The organism is Mesorhizobium quangtriensis, from assembly GCF_040081925.1.
Classification (GTDB): Bacteria; Pseudomonadota; Alphaproteobacteria; order Rhizobiales; family Rhizobiaceae; genus Mesorhizobium_K; species Mesorhizobium_K quangtriensis.
Genome location: NZ_JBEBMF010000002.1, coordinates 40,925 through 63,060, shown reverse-complemented (window position 1 = coordinate 63,060; position 22,136 = coordinate 40,925). Strand labels below are relative to the sequence as shown.

General features: G+C 61.7%; 18 protein-coding genes and 1 tRNA gene. 10 read left to right on the top strand and 9 right to left on the bottom strand.

What is annotated here, in order from left to right; genetic code table 11:
* Window positions 1-51 precede the first annotated feature (51 nt).
* Complete coding sequence (gene clpX / locus ABMA32_RS08910) at window positions 52-1,332, top strand: ATP-dependent Clp protease ATP-binding subunit ClpX (protein ID WP_292765413.1); 1,281 nt, start codon at window positions 52-54, stop codon at window positions 1,330-1,332.
* Between the two features lie 51 nt (window positions 1,333-1,383).
* Here clpX and ABMA32_RS08905 read toward each other — a convergent pair whose 3' ends face one another.
* Window positions 1,384-2,682 carry a YncE family protein gene (locus tag ABMA32_RS08905; protein WP_349013427.1) on the bottom strand — a complete coding sequence of 433 codons (1,299 nt, stop codon included), beginning with the start codon at window positions 2,680-2,682 and terminating at the stop codon, window positions 1,384-1,386.
* A gap of 344 nt (window positions 2,683-3,026) precedes the next feature.
* Between ABMA32_RS08905 and lon the strand changes: the two genes are divergently transcribed.
* The 3 genes from lon to ABMA32_RS08890 all read left to right on the top strand — a co-directional run bounded on the left by lon (window position 3,027) and on the right by ABMA32_RS08890 (window position 6,151).
* The gene (gene lon / locus ABMA32_RS08900; protein ID WP_349013426.1) at window positions 3,027-5,444 is read left to right on the top strand and encodes an endopeptidase La; all 2,418 of its coding nucleotides are present in this window, start codon (window positions 3,027-3,029) and stop codon (window positions 5,442-5,444) included.
* A gap of 185 nt (window positions 5,445-5,629) precedes the next feature.
* Complete coding sequence (hupB, locus tag ABMA32_RS08895) at window positions 5,630-5,902, top strand: DNA-binding protein HupB (protein ID WP_292765398.1); 273 nt, start codon at window positions 5,630-5,632, stop codon at window positions 5,900-5,902.
* A 174-nt stretch (window positions 5,903-6,076) separates the two neighbouring features.
* Window positions 6,077-6,151: transfer RNA gene (locus ABMA32_RS08890), tRNA-Val, on the top strand.
* A 44-nt stretch (window positions 6,152-6,195) separates the two neighbouring features.
* Here ABMA32_RS08890 and ABMA32_RS08885 read toward each other — a convergent pair.
* Window positions 6,196-6,879 carry a phosphoglycolate phosphatase gene (locus tag ABMA32_RS08885; protein WP_349013425.1) on the bottom strand — a complete coding sequence of 228 codons (684 nt, stop codon included), beginning with the start codon at window positions 6,877-6,879 and terminating at the stop codon, window positions 6,196-6,198.
* Between the two features lie 149 nt (window positions 6,880-7,028).
* On the opposite strand from ABMA32_RS08885, the gene rpiA reads away from it, so the two are divergent.
* The 3 genes from rpiA (at window position 7,029) to gor (ending at window position 9,887) form a co-directional block, all read left to right on the top strand.
* Window positions 7,029-7,724, top strand: a complete 696-nt coding sequence (rpiA, locus tag ABMA32_RS08880; RefSeq protein WP_349013424.1) for a ribose-5-phosphate isomerase RpiA — start codon at window positions 7,029-7,031, stop codon at window positions 7,722-7,724.
* Window positions 7,725-7,872: 148 nt separating this feature from the next.
* A complete protein-coding gene (locus tag ABMA32_RS08875; protein ID WP_349013423.1) occupies window positions 7,873-8,391 on the top strand; it encodes a DUF2059 domain-containing protein in 519 nt (172 codons plus the stop codon).
* Window positions 8,392-8,495: 104 nt separating this feature from the next.
* On the top strand, window positions 8,496-9,887 hold the full coding sequence (gor, locus tag ABMA32_RS08870; RefSeq protein WP_349013422.1) for a glutathione-disulfide reductase: 1,392 nt from the start codon (window positions 8,496-8,498) through the stop codon (window positions 9,885-9,887).
* Between the two features lie 6 nt (window positions 9,888-9,893).
* Here the strand turns inward: gor and ABMA32_RS08865 are convergent, their stop codons facing one another.
* The 6 genes from ABMA32_RS08865 to ABMA32_RS08840 form a co-directional block, all read right to left on the bottom strand.
* On the bottom strand, window positions 9,894-10,859 hold the full coding sequence (locus tag ABMA32_RS08865; protein WP_349014691.1) for an ABC transporter permease: 966 nt from the start codon (window positions 10,857-10,859) through the stop codon (window positions 9,894-9,896).
* Window positions 10,860-10,887: 28 nt separating this feature from the next.
* The gene (locus ABMA32_RS08860) at window positions 10,888-12,393 is read right to left on the bottom strand and encodes a sugar ABC transporter ATP-binding protein (protein WP_349013421.1); all 1,506 of its coding nucleotides are present in this window, start codon (window positions 12,391-12,393) and stop codon (window positions 10,888-10,890) included.
* A gap of 88 nt (window positions 12,394-12,481) precedes the next feature.
* Window positions 12,482-13,432, bottom strand: coding sequence for a sugar-binding protein (locus ABMA32_RS08855; protein ID WP_425475507.1), 951 nt, complete (start codon window positions 13,430-13,432; stop codon window positions 12,482-12,484).
* 310 nt (window positions 13,433-13,742) lie between these two features.
* A complete protein-coding gene (locus tag ABMA32_RS08850) occupies window positions 13,743-14,132 on the bottom strand; it encodes a hypothetical protein (RefSeq protein WP_349013420.1) in 390 nt (129 codons plus the stop codon).
* A 78-nt stretch (window positions 14,133-14,210) separates the two neighbouring features.
* Window positions 14,211-14,570 (bottom strand): diacylglycerol kinase, encoded by a 360-nt coding sequence (locus ABMA32_RS08845; RefSeq protein ID WP_349013419.1) that lies wholly within the window; start codon window positions 14,568-14,570, stop codon window positions 14,211-14,213.
* Between the two features lie 85 nt (window positions 14,571-14,655).
* Window positions 14,656-15,075 carry a GFA family protein gene (locus ABMA32_RS08840; RefSeq protein WP_349013418.1) on the bottom strand — a complete coding sequence of 140 codons (420 nt, stop codon included), beginning with the start codon at window positions 15,073-15,075 and terminating at the stop codon, window positions 14,656-14,658.
* Between the two features lie 335 nt (window positions 15,076-15,410).
* Here ABMA32_RS08840 and ABMA32_RS08835 point away from each other — a divergent pair, with 335 nt between their 5' ends.
* Window positions 15,411-16,478: a GGDEF domain-containing protein gene (locus tag ABMA32_RS08835; protein ID WP_349013417.1), complete on the top strand. Its 1,068-nt coding sequence runs from the start codon at window positions 15,411-15,413 to the stop codon at window positions 16,476-16,478.
* A gap of 70 nt (window positions 16,479-16,548) precedes the next feature.
* On the opposite strand, the gene ABMA32_RS08830 is transcribed toward ABMA32_RS08835, so the two are convergent.
* Window positions 16,549-17,919, bottom strand: coding sequence for a class II 3-deoxy-7-phosphoheptulonate synthase (locus ABMA32_RS08830; RefSeq protein ID WP_349013416.1), 1,371 nt, complete (start codon window positions 17,917-17,919; stop codon window positions 16,549-16,551).
* Window positions 17,920-18,237: 318 nt separating this feature from the next.
* Between ABMA32_RS08830 and ABMA32_RS08825 the strand changes: the two genes are divergently transcribed.
* Window positions 18,238-19,473, top strand: a complete 1,236-nt coding sequence (locus ABMA32_RS08825) for an N-acetylmuramoyl-L-alanine amidase (RefSeq protein ID WP_425475506.1) — start codon at window positions 18,238-18,240, stop codon at window positions 19,471-19,473.
* A 211-nt stretch (window positions 19,474-19,684) separates the two neighbouring features.
* Window positions 19,685-22,117 (top strand): penicillin-binding protein 1A, encoded by a 2,433-nt coding sequence (locus ABMA32_RS08820; protein WP_349013415.1) that lies wholly within the window; start codon window positions 19,685-19,687, stop codon window positions 22,115-22,117.
* The last annotated feature ends 19 nt before the right edge of the window (window positions 22,118-22,136 follow it).

Here is a 22,136-nt window from a genome sequence, read left to right as displayed (position 1 = left end):
GAGGCGTCCGCACCGGTTTCGGGGTGACGCTGCGGAAAGGACGAAGACGATATGAGCAAAGTCGGCAATAGCAGCGGCGGAGACTCGAAGAACACGCTCTACTGCTCGTTCTGCGGCAAGAGCCAGCACGAGGTTCGCAAGCTGATCGCCGGACCGACCGTATTCATCTGCGATGAATGCGTCGAGCTCTGCATGGACATCATCCGCGAGGAGAACAAGAGCTCCATGAAGGTCGCGCGCGACGGCGTGCCGACCCCGCAGGAGATTTTGAAGGTCCTCGACGATTACGTGATCGGCCAGCCATATGCCAAGCGCGTGCTGTCGGTGGCGGTGCACAACCATTACAAGCGCCTCGCGCATGCCGGCAAGAACAACGACGTCGAACTGGCGAAGTCGAACATCCTGCTGATCGGCCCGACCGGCTGCGGCAAGACGCTGCTGGCGCAGACGCTGGCCCGCATCATCGACGTGCCGTTCACAATGGCCGACGCGACGACGCTGACCGAAGCCGGCTATGTCGGCGAGGACGTCGAGAACATCATCCTGAAGCTGCTGCAGTCGGCCGACTACAATGTCGAGCGGGCGCAGCGCGGCATCGTCTACATCGACGAGATCGACAAGATCAGCCGCAAGTCGGACAATCCGTCGATCACACGGGACGTGTCGGGCGAGGGCGTGCAGCAGGCGTTGCTGAAGATCATGGAAGGCACAGTCGCCTCCGTGCCGCCGCAGGGTGGCAGGAAGCATCCGCAGCAGGAATTCCTGCAGGTCGATACGGCCAACATCCTCTTCATCTGCGGCGGCGCGTTCGCCGGTCTGGACAGGATCATCTCGGATCGCGGCCGCAAGACCTCGATCGGCTTCGGCGCGAGTGTCGCCTCGCCGGAAGACCGGCGCTCGGGCGAACTGTTCCGCCAGGTCGAGCCTGAGGATCTCTTGAAGTTCGGCCTGATCCCGGAGTTCGTCGGCCGTCTGCCGGTTCTGGCGACGCTCGAAGACCTCGACGAACCGGCGCTGATCCAGATCCTGACCGAGCCGAAGAACGCTCTGGTGAAGCAGTATCAGCGCCTGTTCGAGATGGAGAACGTGGAACTGACCTTCCACGAGAACGCATTGTCGGCGATCGCCAAGCGCGCCATCGAGCGCAAGACCGGCGCACGCGGCCTGCGCTCCATCATGGAAGCGATCCTGCTCGACACGATGTTCGAGTTGCCGGCGCTGGAAGGCGTGCAGGAAGTCGTGATCTCGGAAGAAGTGGTGTCCGGCAACGCCCGGCCGCTTTACATCTACACCGAGGCCAAGGAAAAGAAGGACAGCAAGGCCAGCGCGTAAGCGTTGCGCTTGACGTTGAACGGAACGGCGCCTTCGGGCGCCGTTTCTGTTTCAGGCCGCCGTGATGTGGCTGTGGCCGAAGAAGACGGGGTAAAGGCAGAGGTCGCGTACGAGGCGGTGTGTTCCGCGCTCGAAGACCAACAGGTTCTCCCAGTGGCCCGTCACGCAGTAATGCTTGCCGTCGGGCAGGAAGGTGACGCCGGCGGGATAGCGCAGGCCGCCTGTGCTGGTGTCGAGGATGTTTGAGACCGCGCCGGTGGCCCCGTCGAACACCAAGACATGGTGCGTGGTGGGGTAGGTGGCGATCGCCTCGTCGTGCTTGTCGTCGTAGCGGATCGACAGGCCGTGGCGCATCAGCTTCGTGGCGTTAGCATCACCCATTTTCGTTAGGCGGTTGCGGGACGCGTCGTATTTCAGCGTCGCCGCGGCCATGTAGTTGTAGCCGGGGTCGGTGGTGATGTCGGATTCATGGGCGATGTTTTCGTCGGCGAGCTGACGGGCATTGGCGCGGTCGTTGCCGTAGCGCGACTGGATCGCGAAGATGCGGTCCAGCCGGCCGGCCGCAAGATGGCGTAGTTCCGTGTCGCTGCGGCCGGTGATACGCTTGTCTACCAGCTTGCCGCTCGAGACTTCGACCACGGTGATCGACGCCTGCACGACCTGGCGCGGGATGGTGTACTGGCGGGTTTCGGCCGAGACCGTCGAGCCATAGTTGGCGGCGACGATGTATCTGCCGTCGGCGGTGAGCCGGATGTCGTGCGGATCGATGCCGTAGGTGGAGTAGGTCTCGGCAATCTTCAGCGTTTTCGGGTCGCGGATCGTCAAGCGGCCGTAATGCCGCTCCGCCTTGCCCTGCCATGGCTGGTAGGGCGCGCGCTCGGAGAGGATCGCCGTCCTGCCGCCATCGAGATAGACGGCATGTCCGCCGCCGCGCCAGCCATCGCCGAGCGAAGGGCCGATTGCAGCGAGTTCGAGCGTATCGGGATCGAAAGCCGTGTGCTGTTCGCCGTCCATCGAGCACAGCACTCCGATCGAGCGATCGGGCGCGACCTCTACGTCGTGCGCCGCAACTGGCAGCAGCGTCTGGCGGATCGATCCGTCGAAGCCGACGCGCGCCAGCATCTTGTAGTAGGGCTGGCCCTTGATGGCGCGGTTGAAGCGGCGGTTTTGGGCCAGCGGCTTGCCGTTGGCGTAAGCGCTGTCCGGAAGATAGCCGGGTACGTAAACGGCCGTATCGCCAAGGTCCTTTTTGGCGGGTTTGGCGGGAGCGGCTTCAGTCTTGTCGGTTGCCGTTGCGGCAAGGGCCAAGAGGGCTCCGCCGGTGAGAAGGCTGCGGCGGTCAACGGACATGGCGCACCTGTCGCGTCAAAGCCGAGCATGGTCGGTGCATTGGGAACATACGTACTCTATGGTGTTGATTGGGCAATCGTTTCCGCCGTCGTGCCTCATATTACGGTGTGATCTTCCGCATAGGAAGCCATCGCGAGCTATGCATGAGGCGCACGGCGCATGACGTTGGAGGCAGCCACACTTGATCTTTGCCGCCTTGCTATCCAATTAACCACCATTGGGCCACAAGCTGTATTCCGTGCTGAAAATCCACAAATCGTGTTACGTGGTAGGCGAGACGGTTGGTGGCCGTTAATATGAGATTCGCGGTTGGCTCAAGGCGGCCGCGAGGAAAGGTAAGTAAGATGGCCAAGACATCCCGGACACCCGGTAACGGCGGCGTTTTCGCAGTCCTCCCCCTGCGCGACATCGTCGTGTTCCCGCACATGATCGTGCCGCTCTTCGTCGGGCGTGAAAAGTCGATCAAGGCGCTGGAAGAGGTCATGGGCGCCGAAAAGCAGATCATGCTTGCGACGCAGAAGAACGCCGCCGAGGATGACCCGGCCGCTGACGGCATCTACGACATCGGTACGCTCGCCAACGTGCTTCAGCTGCTCAAGCTGCCCGACGGGACCGTGAAGGTTCTGGTCGAGGGCACTGCGCGCGGACGCATAACCGGCTTTACCGATCGCGGCGACTTTCACGAGGCGCATGCAGAGGTTCTGCACGAGCCGGCGGAAGAGGAAATCGAGATCGAGGCGCTCGCGCGCTCGGTGGTTTCCGATTTCGAAAACTATGTGAAGCTGAACAAGAAGATCTCGCCCGAGGTTGTCGGCGCGGCATCGCAGATCGACGACTACTCCAAGCTCGCCGATACGGTCGCTTCGCATCTCGCAATCAAGATCCCCGAGAAGCAGGAGATGCTAGGCACGCTGTCCGTCAAGGAACGGCTTGAGAAGGCCATGGGCTTCATGGAGGCTGAAATCTCCGTCCTGCAGGTGGAGAAGCGCATCCGCTCGCGCGTCAAGCGCCAGATGGAGAAGACGCAGCGCGAGTATTACCTCAACGAGCAGATGAAGGCGATCCAGAAGGAGCTCGGCGAGGGCGAGGACGGTCGCGACGAGGCTGCCGAGATCGAGGCGCGCATCAAGAAGACGAAGTTCTCCAAGGAAGCCCGCGAAAAGGCGGAAGCCGAGTTGAAGAAGCTGCGTTCAATGTCGCCGATGTCGGCTGAATCGACGGTGGTTCGCAACTACCTCGACTGGCTGTTGTCGTTGCCCTGGTCGAAGAACTCGAAGGTCAAGACCGACCTGAACTTCGCGCAGGAGGTGCTGGACACCGATCACTACGGCCTCGACAAGGTCAAGGAGCGCATCGTCGAGTACCTTGCGGTCCAGAGCCGGCAGAAGAAGATCAAGGGGCCGATCCTCTGCCTCGTCGGCCCTCCCGGCGTGGGCAAGACCTCGCTCGGCAAGTCGATCGCGAAGGCGACCGGACGCGAGTTCGTGCGCCTGGCGCTTGGCGGCGTGCGTGACGAGGCCGAGATCCGCGGTCACCGTCGCACCTATATCGGCTCGATGCCCGGCAAGGTCATCCAGTCGATGAAGAAAGCGAAGAAGTCGAACCCGCTGTTCCTGCTCGACGAGATCGACAAGCTCGGCCAGGACTATCGCGGCGACCCGTCTTCCGCACTTCTCGAGGTGCTCGACCCCGAGCAGAACGCGACGTTCATGGATCACTATCTCGAGGTTGAATACGACCTGTCGAGCGTGATGTTCGTGACGACGGCCAATACGCTGAACATCCCCGGTCCGCTTATGGACCGCATGGAGATCATTCGTATCGCCGGCTACACGGAGGACGAGAAGGTCGAGATCGCCAAGCGGCATTTGCTGCCTAAGGTGATCCGCGACCACGCGCTGCAGCCGAAGGAATTTTCGGTGAGCGACGAGGCCATCCGCGCGATCGTCCAGACCTATACGCGGGAAGCCGGCGTGCGCAGCCTTGAGCGCGAGCTGATGAAGCTCGGGCGCAAGGCGGTCACCGAGATCCTGAAGTCGAAGACAAAGAGCGTGGAGATCACGCCCGAGAACCTCTCCGACTATCTCGGCGTCCAGCGCTTCCGCTTCGGACAGGTCGAGGCTGACGATCAGGTCGGTGTAGTCACGGGTCTTGCCTGGACCGAGGTCGGCGGCGAACTGCTGACGATCGAAGGCGTCATGATGCCCGGCAAGGGCCGCATGACGGTGACCGGCAACCTGAAGGACGTGATGAAGGAATCGATCTCGGCGGCGGCGTCCTATGTCCGCAGCAGAGCCATTGATTTCGGCATCGAGCCTCCGCTGTTCGACAGGCGCGACATCCACGTCCACGTTCCCGAGGGGGCGACCCCGAAGGACGGTCCGTCGGCTGGCGTCGCCATGGCGACGGCGATCGTTTCGGTCCTGACCGGAATTCCGGTTCGGGCGGATGTCGCGATGACCGGCGAAATTACGCTCAGGGGCAGGGTGCTGCCCATCGGCGGCCTGAAGGAGAAGCTGCTCGCGGCTCTGCGCGGCGGCATAAAGAAGGTGCTGATCCCCGAGGAGAACGCCAAGGATCTGGCGGATATCCCGGACAACGTGAAAAGCGGCATGGAAATTGTGCCGGTCAGCCGGGTCGGCGAGGTGCTGAAGCACGCTCTCGTGCGGATGCCCGAGCCGATCGAATGGGTCGAGCCGGCGACGCCTCCCGCAGCGTCAGTCGACTCCGGCGAGGACGGCGGCAAGACGCTCGCCCACTAGCCGAATCGCAATTGCTGCGACGCAATATGCAAAGCCGGGCCTTCGGGCCCGGCTTTTCTGTTAAAAAAGCCCGGATTTCCAAGGGTTCCAACGATTTTTCCGCTTGGTTGCGGAGCCAGTTTTTCATAAAGTCCGCTTCCTGCCGGAGCGAGTCTCGTCCGGTTTTCTCATGGAAGGGAAAGTAGATGAACAAGAACGAACTGGTGTCCGCCGTTGCCGACGCTGCCAATATTTCGAAGAGCGATGCGCAGTCGGCGGTTGATGCGGTGTTCTCCGTAATCACCGGCGAGTTGAAGAATGGCGGCGACGTGCGCCTCGTGGGCTTCGGCAATTTCTCCGTGTCCAAGCGCGCTGCCTCGACCGGCCGTAACCCGCAGACCGGCGCTGCCGTGAAGATTCCCGCCCGCACCGTGCCGAAGTTCTCGGCCGGCAAGGGCCTCAAGGACGCCGTCAACTGATTGACGCGCCTGATGCGGAACATGGAAAAAGCCGGGTTCGTCCCGGCTTTTTTCTTGGGTGCGGGATAAGAGGGAGAACGCGATTTGCCTAACGCCGGATAGGCTGTCTGCGTCCTTGACTTCAAACACGGCTGCGGCCTATATCGCGCTTCGCTTTGGCCAGCGGCCATAGGCGGGCGATTAGCTCAGCGGGAGAGCACACCCTTCACACGGGTGGGGTCACAGGTTCAATCCCTGTATCGCCCACCATCAACCCCGAAAATCTAGCTCTTTCAGGATCACAATCCAGCCGGTCAATGGCCTTGGGCGGCCATCAGCTGCATCGTAAGTGGCACGGTCAGTTCGTCGAAATGGGAGATGATCTTCGACGGTTCGAACTCGCGCACGTGGCGGTCTGTATAGCCGAAATCGACCGCGACGACGGGGATGCCGGCCGCCTTCGCCGTGTCAATGTCGGTGCGCGAATCGCCGACCATTATCGCGTGCTTCGGGTTGGCGCCCGCAAGTAGGATGGTTTCGGTGAGATGACGCGGATCGGGCTTCCTGAAGGCGAATGTGTCCTGGCCGCAGATCGCGGCGAAATAGCCCGAGAGGCCAAGGCCAACCAGCAGTCGCTTTGACAGTTCTTCGGTCTTGTTCGTACAGACAGCGAGGAGGTAATCGGCGTCCCGTAGCCTGTCTAGCGCCTCAACGACGCCGGGGTAGGGCTTCGACTGTCCGGGAACGTTCGCGCCGTAATGCTCCAGAAACAGGGCGAACAGCCGGTCATGCTCGCCGGCGGCGAAGTCGCGGCGCTGTGCCTGATAGGCGCGCTCGATCATGACGCGACCGCCGTGCCCCACGAACTGGCGGAACCCGGCCAAGTCTGTGCGAGCGACCCCGCCGGCGTCGAGGGTGTGGTTCAGGCTGTCGAGCAGGTCGGGTGCGGTATCGACCAAAGTTCCGTCCAGGTCAAAAACGACGATCGGCCTGGCCATGATGCGATTCCCCGAGAGCTGATTTCTGGCTCGTTCGGATAGCCCGGTCGAGGCAGGGGCGCAAGCAGGAGGCGCCAACCCAACCGTCTGCTTTGCCTTGGACAGCAAAGATGGTAGGAGCCGCACCCGAGAGGAAGACTGCGGGAAACATGGATCAGAAAGCGCTGAAGATCGAGGCGGCGAGAGCCGCGCTTGGCCATGTCGAGGACGGCATGCGGCTGGGCATCGGGACCGGAACGACCGCTGCCGAGTTCGTGCGGCTTCTGGCCGAGAAGGTTCACGCGGGCATGCGGATCATCGGGGTGCCGACATCCGAGCGGACGGCTGCCTTGTGCGAGGAACTTGGTGTTCCTCTTTCGACCCTCGAACAGACACCGGAACTGGACCTCACGGTGGATGGCGCCGACGAGGTCGATCCTAGGCTCAACCTGATCAAGGGCGGAGGCGGCGCCTTGCTGCGCGAAAAGATCGTCGCGGCAGCGTCGGCGCGGATGATCGTGATTGCGGATGACAGCAAGCTCGTGGACACGCTGGGACGATTCCCTCTGCCAATCGAGGTGAACGGATTTGGGATGAAGGCTACCGAGATCGCGATTACGCGAGCGTCATCCGCGCTCGGGCTGTCGGGGCAGCTGACATTGAGGATGACGGAAGGCCGGCCTTTTGTTACAGACGGCGGGCATTTCATCCTGGATGCATCTTTTGGCCGCATTCCCGATACAAGAGCGCTGTCGAATGCGCTGCTCGCCATTCCGGGGGTTGTCGAACACGGACTGTTTCTGGGAATGGCAAGTCTGGCGATTGTTGCGGGCGCCGACGGAATCAGATCGGTACACGCAAGCTGAGAAATCAAGGGGTCTTCTGCTCATGATGGTTACGTCTCGAGTCCGTCGGACTGTCGCGGCTCTGGCTGCATCGGCCTTCGTCGTCCTGTCGTCGCACGTTTTCGCTCAGGACATTTCGGAAGCGCATATCAAGGCGGCGCGCTCCGCCATGGCGGCGTTGAAGGCGACGGAGCAGTATGATCTGTTGCTTCCGGCTGCTGCCCAGATGCTGAAGACCGAACTCATCCAGCAAAATCCTGATCTTACGGACCTGATCAGTTCCACTGTCGACGAAAAGGCACTCGCGCTGGCGGCCCGCCGCGCCGATCTGGAGAAGGAAGTGGCGTTGATCTACGCTCGCGCATTCTCCGAGGCGGAACTCAACACAATCGCCACGTTCTACACAAGCGAGGCGGGGGTGAAGTTGCTTAGCCAGGGGCCGTTGATCAACCGCGACATGACAAGGGCCGTCGATATCTGGCAGCGCGGCATCCAGCGAGACCTCGCCAACGAGGTCAGTACCACGATTACAAATATCATTCAGGCGCAGGCGAAGGCTAATCCGCCGCCGGCCCAGGCTACACCCGAAGCGGGAGCGGCGCCGGAAGATGGAGCCGCGCCGCAAGAGGGGGCTGCTCCGGAGGGCGAGGCGGCGCCCGGACTCGAGGGACTGGACCAGATCCAATAGCGGTTTTCCGCCGAGGTGGTACAAGAAGCCCGGCGCATGCCGGGCTTTTCTTTTGGGGCCGCGAGACTTAACTGTCCGTCTGAAGCGCCGCCGGGAATCCAACCATGCCGAACTACGACTACGACCTTTTCGTCATAGGCGGCGGTTCGGGCGGGGTGAGGGCGGCTCGCGTCTCGGCTGCGCTCGGCAAACGCGTCGCGATCGCCGAGGAATACCGGTACGGCGGCACCTGCGTTATCAGGGGCTGCGTGCCAAAGAAGCTCTTTGTCTATGCGTCGCAGTTTCCGGAGCATTTCGCGGATGCGGCCGGCTATGGCTGGACTGTTCCAGAGACAAGCTTCGACTGGCCGACGCTGATCGCCAACAAGGACAGGGAGATCGGCAGACTTTCCGGTCTCTACCAGAAGGGCGTCGAGGGCGCCGGCGGGGAGGCATTCCATAGCCGTGCAACGCTGGTCGATGCCCATACGGTGCGGATCGAAAGTGAGAACCGGACGGTGACGGCGGAGCACATCCTCGTTGCCACAGGCGGACGCCCGAATCCGCACGCGGCATTGCCCGGCCACGAGCACTGCATCTTCTCCAACGAAGCCTTCGACCTACCCGAGCTTCCGAAGTCCATCGTCATTGCCGGCGGTGGCTACATCGCGGTCGAATTCGCCAACATCTTCCACGGGCTCGGGGTGGACACGACGCTGGTCTACCGGGGCAAGGAAATACTCCAGAGGTTCGACATCGACCTTCGCCACAGGCTGCACGAGGAGATGGCGGCAAAGGGTGTACGCATACGCTGCCACACCATGTTCGAGGAAATCGAGAAGCGGTCGGACGGGCGCCTTGCTGCCATTGTGAACGGCGGAGAGGTGCTGGTGGCCGACCAGATCCTGTTGGCCATCGGGCGCATTCCCAATACGGAGAATCTCGGTCTCGAGACGGCCGGCGTGAAGACCGGGGTGAAGGGCGAAATCCTCGTCGATTCTTATTCGCGTACCAACGTCGAGAGTATCTGGGCGATCGGCGACGTCACAGATCGGGTCCAACTGACGCCGGTCGCGATCCACGAGGCGATGTGTTTCGTGGAAACCGCGTTCAAGGACAATCCGACAGAGCCGGACCATGACTGCATCGCGACCGCAGTGTTCTCCCAGCCGGAACTTGGCACCGTCGGGCTATCCGAGGACGAGGCGGGCAGGCGTTTTGCGAATGTCGAAGTTTACAGCGCAAGCTTCCGGCCGATGCGCCACACGCTATCCGGCCGGCAGGAACGCATGCTGACCAAGCTTGTGGTCGATGCTGACAGCCGGCTCGTGCTCGGCGCGCACATCCTTGGGCCGGATGCGGGTGAGATGGCGCAGTTGTTGGGGATCGCGCTCAAGGCCGGGCTGACCAAGGACGATTTCGACCGCACGATGGCGGTGCATCCGACAGCGGCCGAAGAAATCGTCACGATGTACAAGCCGACCTATCTGGTGAAGGACGGCGTGCGCCAGGCATAGTTGCCGTCAGGACGTCTGAGGCGTTCGCTTGAGCGCGGCCCGGCGCGAAATCTGCTGGTCGGCAAGCACGCCGATCAGGATGACCGAACCCATCACGGCGAAGTTCAGCGAACTCGGGATGCCAAGCAGGTTGACCAGGTTCTGCAAGACCTGAAGCAGTACCGTTCCAAGCACGACGCCGAGGATCGAGCCCTCGCCACCTCGCAGCGAACAGCCGCCGAGCACGGCGGCGGCGATCGCGTAGAGCTCATAAAAATTGCCATGCGACGAGGGCGAGATCGAGCGGGTATACATCGCGATGAAGATTGCTGCGATGGCGGTCAGGCCGGCACAGATGACATAGGCGGCGATGATGACGCGCGATGTGTTGATACCACTGTAGCGCGCCGCCTCCTCGTTCTTGCCAACCGCGAACAGATAGCGGCCGAACACCGACTTGTGCAGCACGATCCCCATGATGACCGTGATGATGATGAAGGCGATCAGGCTGTGCGGGATGCCATAGAAGCGGCCGGCCGTCAGCCATTCGAGCGTCGGGAAGCTGGCGCCGAACGGGAAGCCGGCGGTCGCGTCCTCCGTGTAATAGCGAGCGATGCCCCGGTAGATTAGCAGGCCGCAGAGGGTCACAACGAACGGCTGCAGGCCGAGCTTGGCGACGAGCACGCCGTGCAGCAGGCCGATGAGGCAGCCGATCGCGATCACGATGATGCAGGCGAGCGCCGGATTGACGGTTTCGGCGGCGACGAGGTCGATGAAGATGACGCCAAGGAGGGCGATGACGGAACCGACCGAAAGCTCGATACCGCCGGAGATGATGACGAAAGCCTGCGCGACGGCGAAGATTCCGAAGAGCCCGATCAGGTTGGCTGTGTTGGACAGGTTGATCGGCGAGAGGAAGCGCGGGTTGATGATCGCCACCACCGTGCCGACGACGATAATGAGTATCAGCAGCCAGAGGTCTTTTCGGTTGATCATCTGCCACGCTTTCCGTTGAAGGGCTTCATGCTGCGATCCTGCCGACGGCCAGCGACAGGATCGCCTTCTCGCTGAGTTCGCTGCGCTCGAGGAAGCCGGAAATCCTGCCCTCGTGCATGACGGCGACGCGGTCGCTGACGCCGATCACCTCCTCCATGTCGGAGGAGATCATGAGGATCGCGACCCCGTGGTCGGAGAGTTCGCGCATCAGTCGGTATATTTCGCTCTTTGCGCCGACATCGACGCCGCGCGTCGGTTCGTCGAAAATCAGCACACGCGGCGCCATCGAGAGCCATTTGGCCAGCACGACCTTCTGCTGGTTTCCACCTGACAGGGCTCCGGCCGCGGTTGTCATGCGCTTGGCACGGATGTCGAGGCGCTCGCGCTGCCGCAGCGCCTCAGCCTCTTCCGAGCCGACATCGATCAGACCGCGCCTTGCATGCGTGTCGAGATTGGGCAGCGTGATGTTGTCGCGGATGGGGAAGTCGAGGATCAGGCCGGAACGCTTCCGGTCCTCCGGTACAAGGTAGAGGCCCTGCCTGATCGCCACGCCTGGGGTGGACATCGCGGTTGCCGCGCCGTTAATCCTGATTTCGCCACCGCGCAGCCGGTCGAGGCCGAATATGGTACGCGCAAGCTCGGTGCGTCCCGAGCCGACAAGGCCGGCAAGGCCGAGAATCTCGCCCTGCCTGACGGCGAGGTTTACGGACTGCTCCGGCCGATAAGCGGTCCGGACGTCGATGAGTTCGAGGACGGGCTTGCCGGGTGGGTTTTGCGGGGGACGATAAAGCGTCTTCAGGTCGCGCCCAATCATGTGGCGGATCATCGTCTCGGCGTGGATGTCCTGCTTGGCAAGCTCAGCCACCCGCTTGCCATCGCGCAGGACAACGACCCTGTCAGCCGAACGCTCGATCTCTGCCAGCCGGTGCGAGATGAGGATGACGGCAACGCCATCTGCCTTCAGCCGCTCTATGATGATCAGCAGCCGCTCGGTCTCGGACGCGGTCAGGCTCGATGTCGGCTCGTCCATGATGACAAGCCGCGCATTGAGGGAGAGCGCTTTGGCGATCTCCACCAGCTGCATCTGGGCAAGCGAAAGCGTACTGACCGGCGTGCCCGGTTCGAAGTCCGCGCCGAGCTGTTTCAGATAGGGAGCGGCACGGCGGTTCAGTTCGGGCTCGTCGATCAGCCGCAAAGGCCCACCTTTCAGCGGCTCGCGGCCGATGAAGATGTTGGCAGCGACGGTGAGGTTCTCGAACAGGTTGAGTTCCTGATGCACGAAGGCGATGCCGCCGCGCATCGAGGCGCCGACCGTCAGCCGATCGGTCGCTATGCCGTCCAGTTCGATGGAACCGGCGCTTGGCGCGATGACGCCGCCGAGGATCTTCATCAGTGTCGACTTGCCGGCACCGTTCTCTCCCACGAGGCCGATGACCTCGCCGGCGCCGACGGAAAAGCTGACGTCGTCCAAGGCCCTGATGCCGGGGTAATCCTTGGAGATTCCCGTCACTTTCAGGAAAGCGTCTGCCATCTATGAACTTGCTGATGTGATTTTTCGGATGTTCGCTGCGCCGAACAGGCCGGCTGGGAGATCAGGCCGGCCTGTCCGCTTCAAGGCGTCAGCCGCCGCTGATGCGCGACTTCAATTCCGCCTCGAACGCGTCGACGTTGCCCTTGTCGATCATCTTCGTGGGAACGATGATCAGCTTGTTCTCGGGAATGACTGATTTGTCGCCCTCCAGGTAGCTGGCCATCAGCTTCATGCCCTGGTAGCCCCATTCGAAGGGATCCTGCACGACGGTCCCGGCGATGGTCCCTTCCTTGACGCCGCCCAGCGTGATCGGGTCTTCGTCGAAGGCGATGACGGTAACCTGGCCGAGCTTCCCGGACTCCTTCAGCACCTCGTAGATGCGCGGTGGGTTGTAGGAATAGAAGCCGACCATGCAGTCAATGTCCGGGTTGGCGGCGAGTGCATCCTCGACGTTGCGCTTGGCGCGCGTCATGTCGATGTCGTCGCCGCGCACGTCGATCAGTTCGACCTTCGAGCCTGCGATGGCGGACTTCATGCCTTCGATGCGCTCGCGGGCGTTGTCCGCACCTGGCAGTCCGACGAAGCCGACGCACTTGCCACCGTCCGGCAGCGCCTTGAGCGCGATTTCGCCCGCCTGTTTGCCGGCCTCGGTGTTGGAGGAGCCGATATAGGCGATGCGGTTGGTGTCAGGAGCATCTGAGTCCGTGGTGAAGAGCGGAACCTGCGAGCCGATCTTGTTCAGAGAATCCGTAGACGACTTGGGATCAACAGCGCTGACCATGATGGCGGAAACGCCGCCAGCGACGAGATCTTCCATCAACCGCTGCTGCACCGCGGCCGCGGCCTGCTCTGGATACTTCAGCGCCAGGTCGTAGTTCGGCAGTTCGGCCTGTGCCTTCTCGACGCCGGCCTCGGCCAGCTTCCAGAAGTCGGACGCTCCGTTGACGACGAAGGCAAGCTGCTTCTTTTCCTGCGCCATGGCGCCGGTCGCAAACAATGCGGCGGTGACCAACAATGCGCTTGCAAGACGAAGTTTCATGAATTTCCTCCCATGAAAGCGTTTGAGTTACGGAAACATGGCGGCAGCAGAGGACTGGGTCCGACGGGACGATGCTGAGAAGTATCCCCGCCTAAAGCCCGTCGCGCGCCCTCCAACGCGCAACCTCCAACTTCCGGCAGAATTCGAGTTTCCGGCTGCAAGCTAAGCGGACCTCCGAAGCAGAGTCAATCTATTGTCTGACAAATCCTATAATTCAGTCCTAAGGCTCTGAAAAAACAAAGCGTTCCCAAGCTGCACGGAAACATGCACCCGTTAGTTGTCAACAATGGGAGGCAGGCTTGAGGGGGACTTAGACGTAGATACCCCTGCCGTGGCAGGCACTTTGCACGGCGATCGTCTGTTCGGCTGTTCCGCCGAGATTGGAGACCGTAAAGCTGCCTCCGCCCAACGTGCCGATGAAGGGCGTGTCTCCCGAGCCGGCGTTGAAGTAGCCGCAGACGGTCACGACGCCAGTGGCATCGCGCTGCCCGATCATGGTTCGGAAGCTTGCGGAGGGCTGTCCGAGGCTGGCGCGGACGGATGTCTCGACGGCGGTGCGATCGGAGGGGGAGAGGGTTACTTCTCCGGCCGGGCCGCGGGAGCTTGCCGGGGCAGGGGTGTTCTGGGACTGGCCGGTGGATGAACAGGCAGTGGATATGGCGGCGGTAACCAGCAGTGCGAGCAGCGGAACCTTCTTCATGTCTTCCTCCCCCAAAGCAGATGGACCTGCGCCGTGCAGAACAAATTGAAGAAAACTACATGGACGAAAGCAACTGTATCACAGTGGAATGCCAGTGACAGTCTCGACGATCGCGAGACCCCAGACGATGAGGGCCAGGACGATCGAGATCAGGACAGCGAGCGACCCGCAGTCCTTGGCGAGCTGGATGTCGATGTCGAATTCGCGCGAGACGGCGTCGCAGGCTGCCTCGATTCCGGTGTTTAGAACCTCGACCACGATGAGAAACAATATCGAGCCGACCAGAAGCCAGTAGCCACGCCATGAGCTGGACAGGAACCACGCCAGAGGCGACGCCACTGCAAGCAGCGCGAGTTCCTGCTGGAAGGCTTTTTCGGATGTCGCCAGGCGGCGGAAGGCGCGCAGGGAATTCTGCCAGGCCTTGATCAGGCGTTCCATAAGGTCTCCGCAAGAAATGAAAGCGCGCGACGCTTAGCCCAAAATTCAAAGGAAAGCGATGCGCTTTTAGGATGCAGGCACGTTGCTAGTCGTCCGCGACCTTGATGTCGGGCGTCGAGCGAACGTATTGGGGAAGGCCGTCCGTGATATCATAGTAGTCGCCCTTGTCTGCGACAAAAATGTGGACTTCGCCCCGAAGCCCGCTCGGCGAGTCGAAGGCGCCGGCCATGACGGATGTTTCGTCGGATTCGTTGTGTTTCCAGAACAGCACGGACCCGCATACGGAACAAAATCCGCGCTTCGCGTAGGGTGAGGCCGTGAACCAGGTCAGTTTTTCGCCTCCCTCGACGGACAGATCGGCATCGACGACATTCGTGGCGGCATAATAATGGCCGCTCTGTTTGCGGCATTGCGAGCAGTGGCAATAGACAACGCCGCGCAAGGGGCCGGTCGCGGTGAAACGTACCGCGCCACAGAGACAAGAACCACTATTGGTTTTCTTCATCGATTACTCCCGCTCAACCTTTGCTGCCTAACGTATCTGCTTATCGTGGCAGGTCTTTTTTGATCTCTGCGCATCAATTTGCCGAAGCTATTTTAGCGCGCTCGAAGACACAGGTGCCATGGCCCAGCGCCTGCGTCCATCGGCTCGCAAGCCACTCGCAATTAAGGAAAATTTAGCGCGATATTCCCTATAGTCACTATGGCGAGGGAGTGCATGGGGGCACGCAGTTCCACGCAGCATATAATATTCCGACGCTATGCGTCCGCCGACAGCCTGTGCCTTAACCTGGTTCACGGACGATCCTGTCCGCGCATGATATGCAAGGTGGAACAAGAATGCAGACTGCTAGCGCTCCGGCCGACCGGGCAACAGATCTGGCCAGTTCCGTCCTTCTTACCATGCGCCAGATGGGTGTTGTCGCGCTTCCCCGGAACTACGAGATTTTCTACGAAGCCCTGTCTGGGTCGAACCATGAGTTGAGCCTCGAGGTGGTCGGACTGAGCAAGCGCCCAACACAGGACGACCTCGATCGTATTGCGCGAAAATACTTCGACAGCAGCAACGACAGCGCTGCGGTCGAGCACGCGCGCGAAACCGTTGCCAAGGAACTTGAGGAGATTGCCTCGATCCTGCGCAAGGAACGCAGCCATGTCGAGAAATTCGGCCGGGTTTTGGACCAGACCGCCGAGGGGTTGAACGGGCGTCTGGTGAGCAAGGATCTGTTGCAGAAGATCGTAGAAGTGATGGCCGTCGCTACCAGTTCGACAATCGACCACGGCAAGCAGGTGGCCAATCAGCTATCGGAAAAGTCGAACGAGTTGGAAACGGTCAAGTCGAAGCTTGAGGAATACAAGCGTCTGGCCAACACGGACCAGCTAACACAAATCTGGAACAGGCGGGCCTTCGACCGCGAGATTGCGGACATCTACAACAGCAATCGCGGCATTCTGTTCAAGGCGCTTATCCTTGCTGACATCGACCGGTTCAAGGAGATCAACGACCGCTTCGGACATCCCGTTGGCGACAGGGTGCTGCAGAGCATCGCGGACATCTTCCGCTCCTCGATCCGAGCCGACATGTTCGTGGCGCGCACCGGTGGCGAGGAGTTCGCGCTGATCGTGGACGGCGCCAGCGAGGAGGCTACGTTCGAGATCGCGGACCGCATCCGGATGCTGATCGAGCAGACGCCGTTCGTGAACCCACAGACCAACGCGAGCTACGGGTCGGTGACGATTTCGATGGGCATATGCATGGCTTCGGAGGCGGAAAGTCCCGAAGATCTCTATTCCAAATGCGATCGTACCCTTTACCGCTCGAAGGTGACCGGCCGGAACCGGGTGACGCGCTTCTCGACGCTTTCGGAGCGCGCCGGCAAGAGCTGGATGCTTTACCGCAAGGACTGACCTTCACCGGGATATGGGCTATAAAAAGGCGTCGCAAGCGACGCCTTTTTTATTATCCGAAGCTGGGTCGCTACTCCGCGGCCACCGTATGCACCTGGTTCGAGTTCTTCTTCAGAAGCTCGGAAACCAGGAAGGCAAGCTCGATCGCCTGGTCGGCGTTGAGGCGCGGGTCGCAATGGGTATGGTAGCGATCCTGCAGTTCATCGTCGCGGATGGCGCGGGCGCCGCCCGTGCATTCGGTGACGTTCTTGCCGGTCATCTCGATGTGGATGCCGCCCGGATGCGTTCCTTCGGCGCGGTGTACCTCGAAGAAGGTCTGTACCTCCTTGAGGATACGGTCGAAGGGCCGCGTCTTGTAGCCGGCCGCCGTGATCGTGTTGCCGTGCATGGGATCTGACGACCAGACGACCTCGCGGCCTTCCTTCTTCACGGCGCGCACCAGCTTGGGCAGGTGCTCGGCCACCTTGTCGGAGCCGAAGCGGGCGATCAGGGTCAGCCGGCCCGGCTCGTTCTCCGGGTTCAGCGTGTCGATCAACTCCAGCAGGCCGTCCGCCGTCATCGACGGGCCGCACTTCAGGCCGAGCGGGTTCTTGATGCCGCGGCAGTATTCGACATGGCCATGGTCGGGCTGGCGCGTGCGATCGCCGATCCAGATCATGTGGCCCGACGTCGCGTACCAGTCGCCCGAGGTGGAATCGACGCGCGTCAGCGCCTCCTCGTAGCCGAGCAGAAGCGCCTCGTGGCTGGTATAGAAATCCGTCTCGCGTAGCGCGTAGTTGGTTTCCGACGTGATGCCGACGGCCTTCATGAAGTCCATCGTCTCGGAAATCTTGCTGGCGAGCGCCTCATAACGGTCGCCCTGAGGGCTGTCGGCGACGAAGCCGAGCATCCAGCGATGCACGTTTTCGAGGCTTGCGTAACCGCCCTGCGCGAAGGCGCGCAGCAGGTTCAGCGTGGCTGCCGACTGGCGGTAGGCCATCTCCTGACGCGCCGGATCGGGCACGCGCGACTTTTCATCGAACTCGATGCCGTTGATGATGTCGCCCCGGTAGGAGGGCAGGGTGACACCGTCCTTGGTTTCGTTGTCGGACGAGCGCGGCTTGGCGAACTGGCCGGCGACGCGGCCGATCTTCACCACGGGCTGGGCGCCGGCATAGGTCAGCACGACTGCCATCTGCAGGAAGACACGGAAGAAGTCGCGGATGTTGTCCGCGCCATGTTCGGCGAAGCTCTCGGCGCAATCACCGCCCTGAAGAAGGAATGCATTACCTGCGGCGACCTGGGCGAGCTGCTTCTTCAGCTTGCGCGCCTCACCTGCAAAAACCAGCGGCGGAAAGGTCGCAAGGCGGGCCTCGACATCACCCAGCGCGGCGGCGTCCGGATAAGCCGGGACCTGCTGGATTGGCTTTGCTCTCCAAGAATTCGGCGACCATTTCGTCATTGTTCTGGTTCCAGTAGCTAGCCGGCATCACCACGCGCCGGCATTTTTGCTCTCCCGATATGGGGATCGCGGCTCCTAACACAAACATTGCCCGCTATTCTAGCCGGAATCCCGCGGAAAACGAACCGCCGAATCCGTCGGGGAGTGCCGGGAGGGAGTCGCAATCCGCCGATCCAAGGTGCCGTGGCATGCGTCCACGCTAACCGCCTGAAAGGCTTGATTAACCTTATGTGACTACCACTCGTTAACGGTATATATTGTTTAACGAGGCGGCCGGGACGAGCCTCCCGGCGCACGGACAAGCGAAGCGAAGGCACCATGATGGTTCCAACTGCAGGACGGAAAGGCAATTCTGGCGGCTTTTTCGCGATTGTTGGCGCGCTTCTGGTTCTGGCAGGCCTGCTGTTAGTTCCGACGCATGCCTTCGCGCTCGATGCACATGACTTCAAGATGGCCGGCGATGCGACGCACACGCGGATCGTCGCCAATTTCGACAAGGAGCCCGAGCCGCGCTGGTTCATGCTGCGCGGACCACACAGGCTCGTCATCGACCTGCCCAAGACACGGTTTGCCATCGATCCCAAGGAACTCAAAGCGAGCGGGCTTGTCACCAACGTGCGCTATGGCGATCTTAGCGGTCAGGCCTCCCGTTTGATATTGGAGGCGAAAGGCCCTTTCCTCATAGACCGCCTTGAGATCATGAAGAATGAAAAGGCGCCAGGCTATCGTCTCGTCGCCGATCTCTCGGCGTCGTCGCAGCAGGCATTCGACGATGCGCTGGCCGAGCAGGCCGCCACAACCGGTTCGACCGAGGCGACGCCCAAAAGCGAACGCCTCGGCCTGCGGACCGGGCGCGAGGGACAGCGGTTCACTGTCGTGATCGACGCTGGGCATGGTGGCGTGGATGGTGGGGCGGCTGGTCCGAGCGGCACGGCGGAAAAGGATATCACGCTGACATTCGCCACCGAATTGCGCGACAAGCTAAAGGCTGACGGCCGCTATAGCGTCTTCATGACGCGCGATAAGGACGAGTTTTTGCGGCTCGACGATCGCGTCAGGATCGCCCGTGAACATGACGCGGACCTTTTTATCTCGATCCACGCCGACACGATCCGCCTCAAAGGCATTCGTGGAGCGACGGTCTATACCGTGTCCGAAAAGGCCTCGGATGCTGACGCCCAAGCGCTCGCGGACCGTGAAAACCTGTCCGACCAGCTCGCTGGCATCGTGGTCGAAGAAGAAAACCACGAGGTGGCGGATATCCTTGTCGATCTCATCAAGCGCGAGACCCACAGCTTTTCGATCCGCTTCGCCCGTAAGCTGGTGGGCGAACTGTCGCCGACGATCGGGCTGATCAACAATCCTCACCGCTTCGCGGGCTTCAAGGTGCTGAAGGCGCCCGACGTTCCTTCGGTGCTGCTGGAGCTTGGCTACCTGTCCAACGTCAAGGATGAGGAGCAGTTGATGAGCGCGGAGTGGCGCGACAAGGCCGCGACGAGCATCGCAAGGGCTATAGAGATGTTCGCAACCTCGACCGACAACGCAGGCGGCTGAACTGCCGGGGCGACGTGAAGCGGCCGTCCAGTGGTATCGCGCCGCCAAATCACGTATTATTTTCGCGCAACGGGATGAATGATGTCATGCCGCCGCAATTTGTACACATCGGCGGACCAAGGCTTCGCGAAGTCGGGATGGACCTTTCCATGCGCCGGGAGCACGCGTTTGGTGTTGTGCAACGGTCCTCCGATCTGGCATTGGAGCGGGTATGATTCGACTTATCGGCTATTTCTTCGGCATAGGGACGGCACTTGCGCTGCTGGCCGCGGCGGGCGTGTGGATCGTCATCGGCAGTATCACCAAGGATCTGCCGGACTACGAGGTGCTGTCGAAGTACGAGCCGCCGGTCACGACCCGCGTCCATGCATCGGACGGAGCGCTGATGGGCGAGTTCGCGCGCCAGCGCCGTCTCTATCTGCCGATCCAGGCCGTCCCTGATCGCGTCAAGGCCGCATTCCTGTCGGCTGAAGACAAGAACTTCTATAAGCATCCAGGCATCGACATCCAGGGACTGATCCGCGCCGTCGTCAACAATATCCAGACGGGTGGCCGCCAGGGTGCTTCGACGATCACGCAGCAGGTGGCAAAGAATTTCCTGCTGTCCAAGGACCAGACGATCGAGCGCAAGATCCGGGAAGCCATCCTGTCGTTCCGTATCGAGCAGGCCTTTTCCAAGGACCGCATCCTCGAGCTATACCTCAACGAAATCTTCTTCGGCCTGAACGCCTATGGTGTGGCGGGCGCGGCTCTGACCTATTTCGACAAGTCGGTGAACGAGCTGACTGTTGCAGAAGCTGCTTATCTGGCCGCGCTGCCAAAAGGCCCGTCGAACTATCATCCGTTCCGCAACACCGAGCGCGCCATCGAGCGGCGCAACTGGGTGATCGACCAGATGGTCGAGAACGGCTACGTCTCGCGCGAGGAAGGCGACAGGGCAAAGGCCGAGCCGCTCGGCGTCAAGCCGCGCCGGTCTGGCAACTATCTGTTCGCGGGCGAGTATTTCACCGAAGAGGTGCGCCGCGAGATCATCTCCCGCTACGGCGAGAATGCGCTTTACGAAGGCGGTCTGTCGGTTCGCACGACGCTGGACCCGAAGCTGCAGCTCATCGCCCGCAAGGCAATGCAGAACGGGCTGCTCAAGTACGATACCCTGCGCGGTTTCCGTGGACCTGTGACGACTATCGACGTCGGCTCCGACTGGGGGGTGGCGCTGGGCGCGGTCAAGGCGCTGGACGACATTCCCGAGTGGCGGCTGGCAGTCGTGCTGGAAAGCTCCGCGGAAGGCCTCTCGATCGGGCTGCAGCCGAAGCGTGAAGTCTCGGGCGCGCTGTCTGCCGACCGCGAGACCGGGACGGTCGCCTTGGACGACATGAGCTTCGCGATGCGCCATATCGTCAATGGCGAGCGCGTCCGCGCCAAGTCTCCAGCCGATGTGCTGAAGCCCGGCGACGTGGTCTATGTCGAGCAGAAGGAAGGCAGCGCCTATCAGCTGCGCCAGGTGCCCGGCGTTTCGGGCGGTCTGGTCGCGATGGACCCGCATACGGGCCGCGTGCTCGCCATGGTCGGCGGGTTCTCGTTCGCGCAGTCCGAATTCAACCGCGCGACGCAGGCGATGCGCCAGCCGGGCTCGTCGTTCAAGCCCATCGTCTATGCAGCCGCTCTCGACAACGGGTACACGCCGGCCTCCGTGATCATGGACGGGCCGATCACCATCACCTCGGGCAACACGACCTGGACGCCGAAGAACTATGACGGCAAGCCGGCCGGCCCCTCGACGCTTAGGGCTGGCATCGAGCGGTCTCGCAACCTGATGACCGTGCGCCTGGCGCACGACATGGGCATGAAGATCGTCTCCGAATACGCCGAGCGCTTCGGTGTCTACGATCATCTCATGCCCTACCTGCCGATGGCTCTGGGCTCGGGTGAAACGACCGTGATGCGCATGGTCTCGGCCTATTCGGTGATGGCCAATGGCGGACGCCAGATCAAGCCGTCGATGATCGACCGCATCCAGGACCGCTACGGCAAGACCGTCTACAAGCATGATGAGCGGGGCTGCGAAGGCTGTGTAGCGACGGACTGGAGCAACCAGGCGGAGCCGGAACTGATCGACAATGCCGATCAGGTTCTCGATCCGATGACCGCCTACCAGATCACCTCGATGATGGAAGGCGTTGTCCAGCGCGGTACCGCGACCACGCTGCTGGAGCTTGGCCGCCCGATCGCCGGCAAGACTGGCACGACCAATGACGAGAAGGACGCCTGGTTCATCGGCTTCACGCCGAATCTGGTTGTCGGCCTCTATGTCGGCTTCGATCAGCCGCGGACGCTCGGCAAGGGTACGACCGGCGGCGGCCTGGCCGCGCCGATCTTCAAGGAGTTCATGGCCGAGGCGCTGAAGGACACGCCTCCGACTGAATTCCAGGTGCCCGAGGGCATGACGCTGATCGCGATCAACCGCAAGACAGGCATGCGCGCCAACGAAGGCGAAGCCGGCACGATCATGGAAGCTTTCAAGCCGGGCACCGGTCCCGCCGACAGCTATTGGGTCATCGGCATGGACGGCGGCGGTGCGGTGGGCGGCGACCTGTCGCCATCTGCCAGCAGGGCAATCGAGACCGGCGGCGGCGGGCTCTACTGATCCTGACAATCCTCTTTCG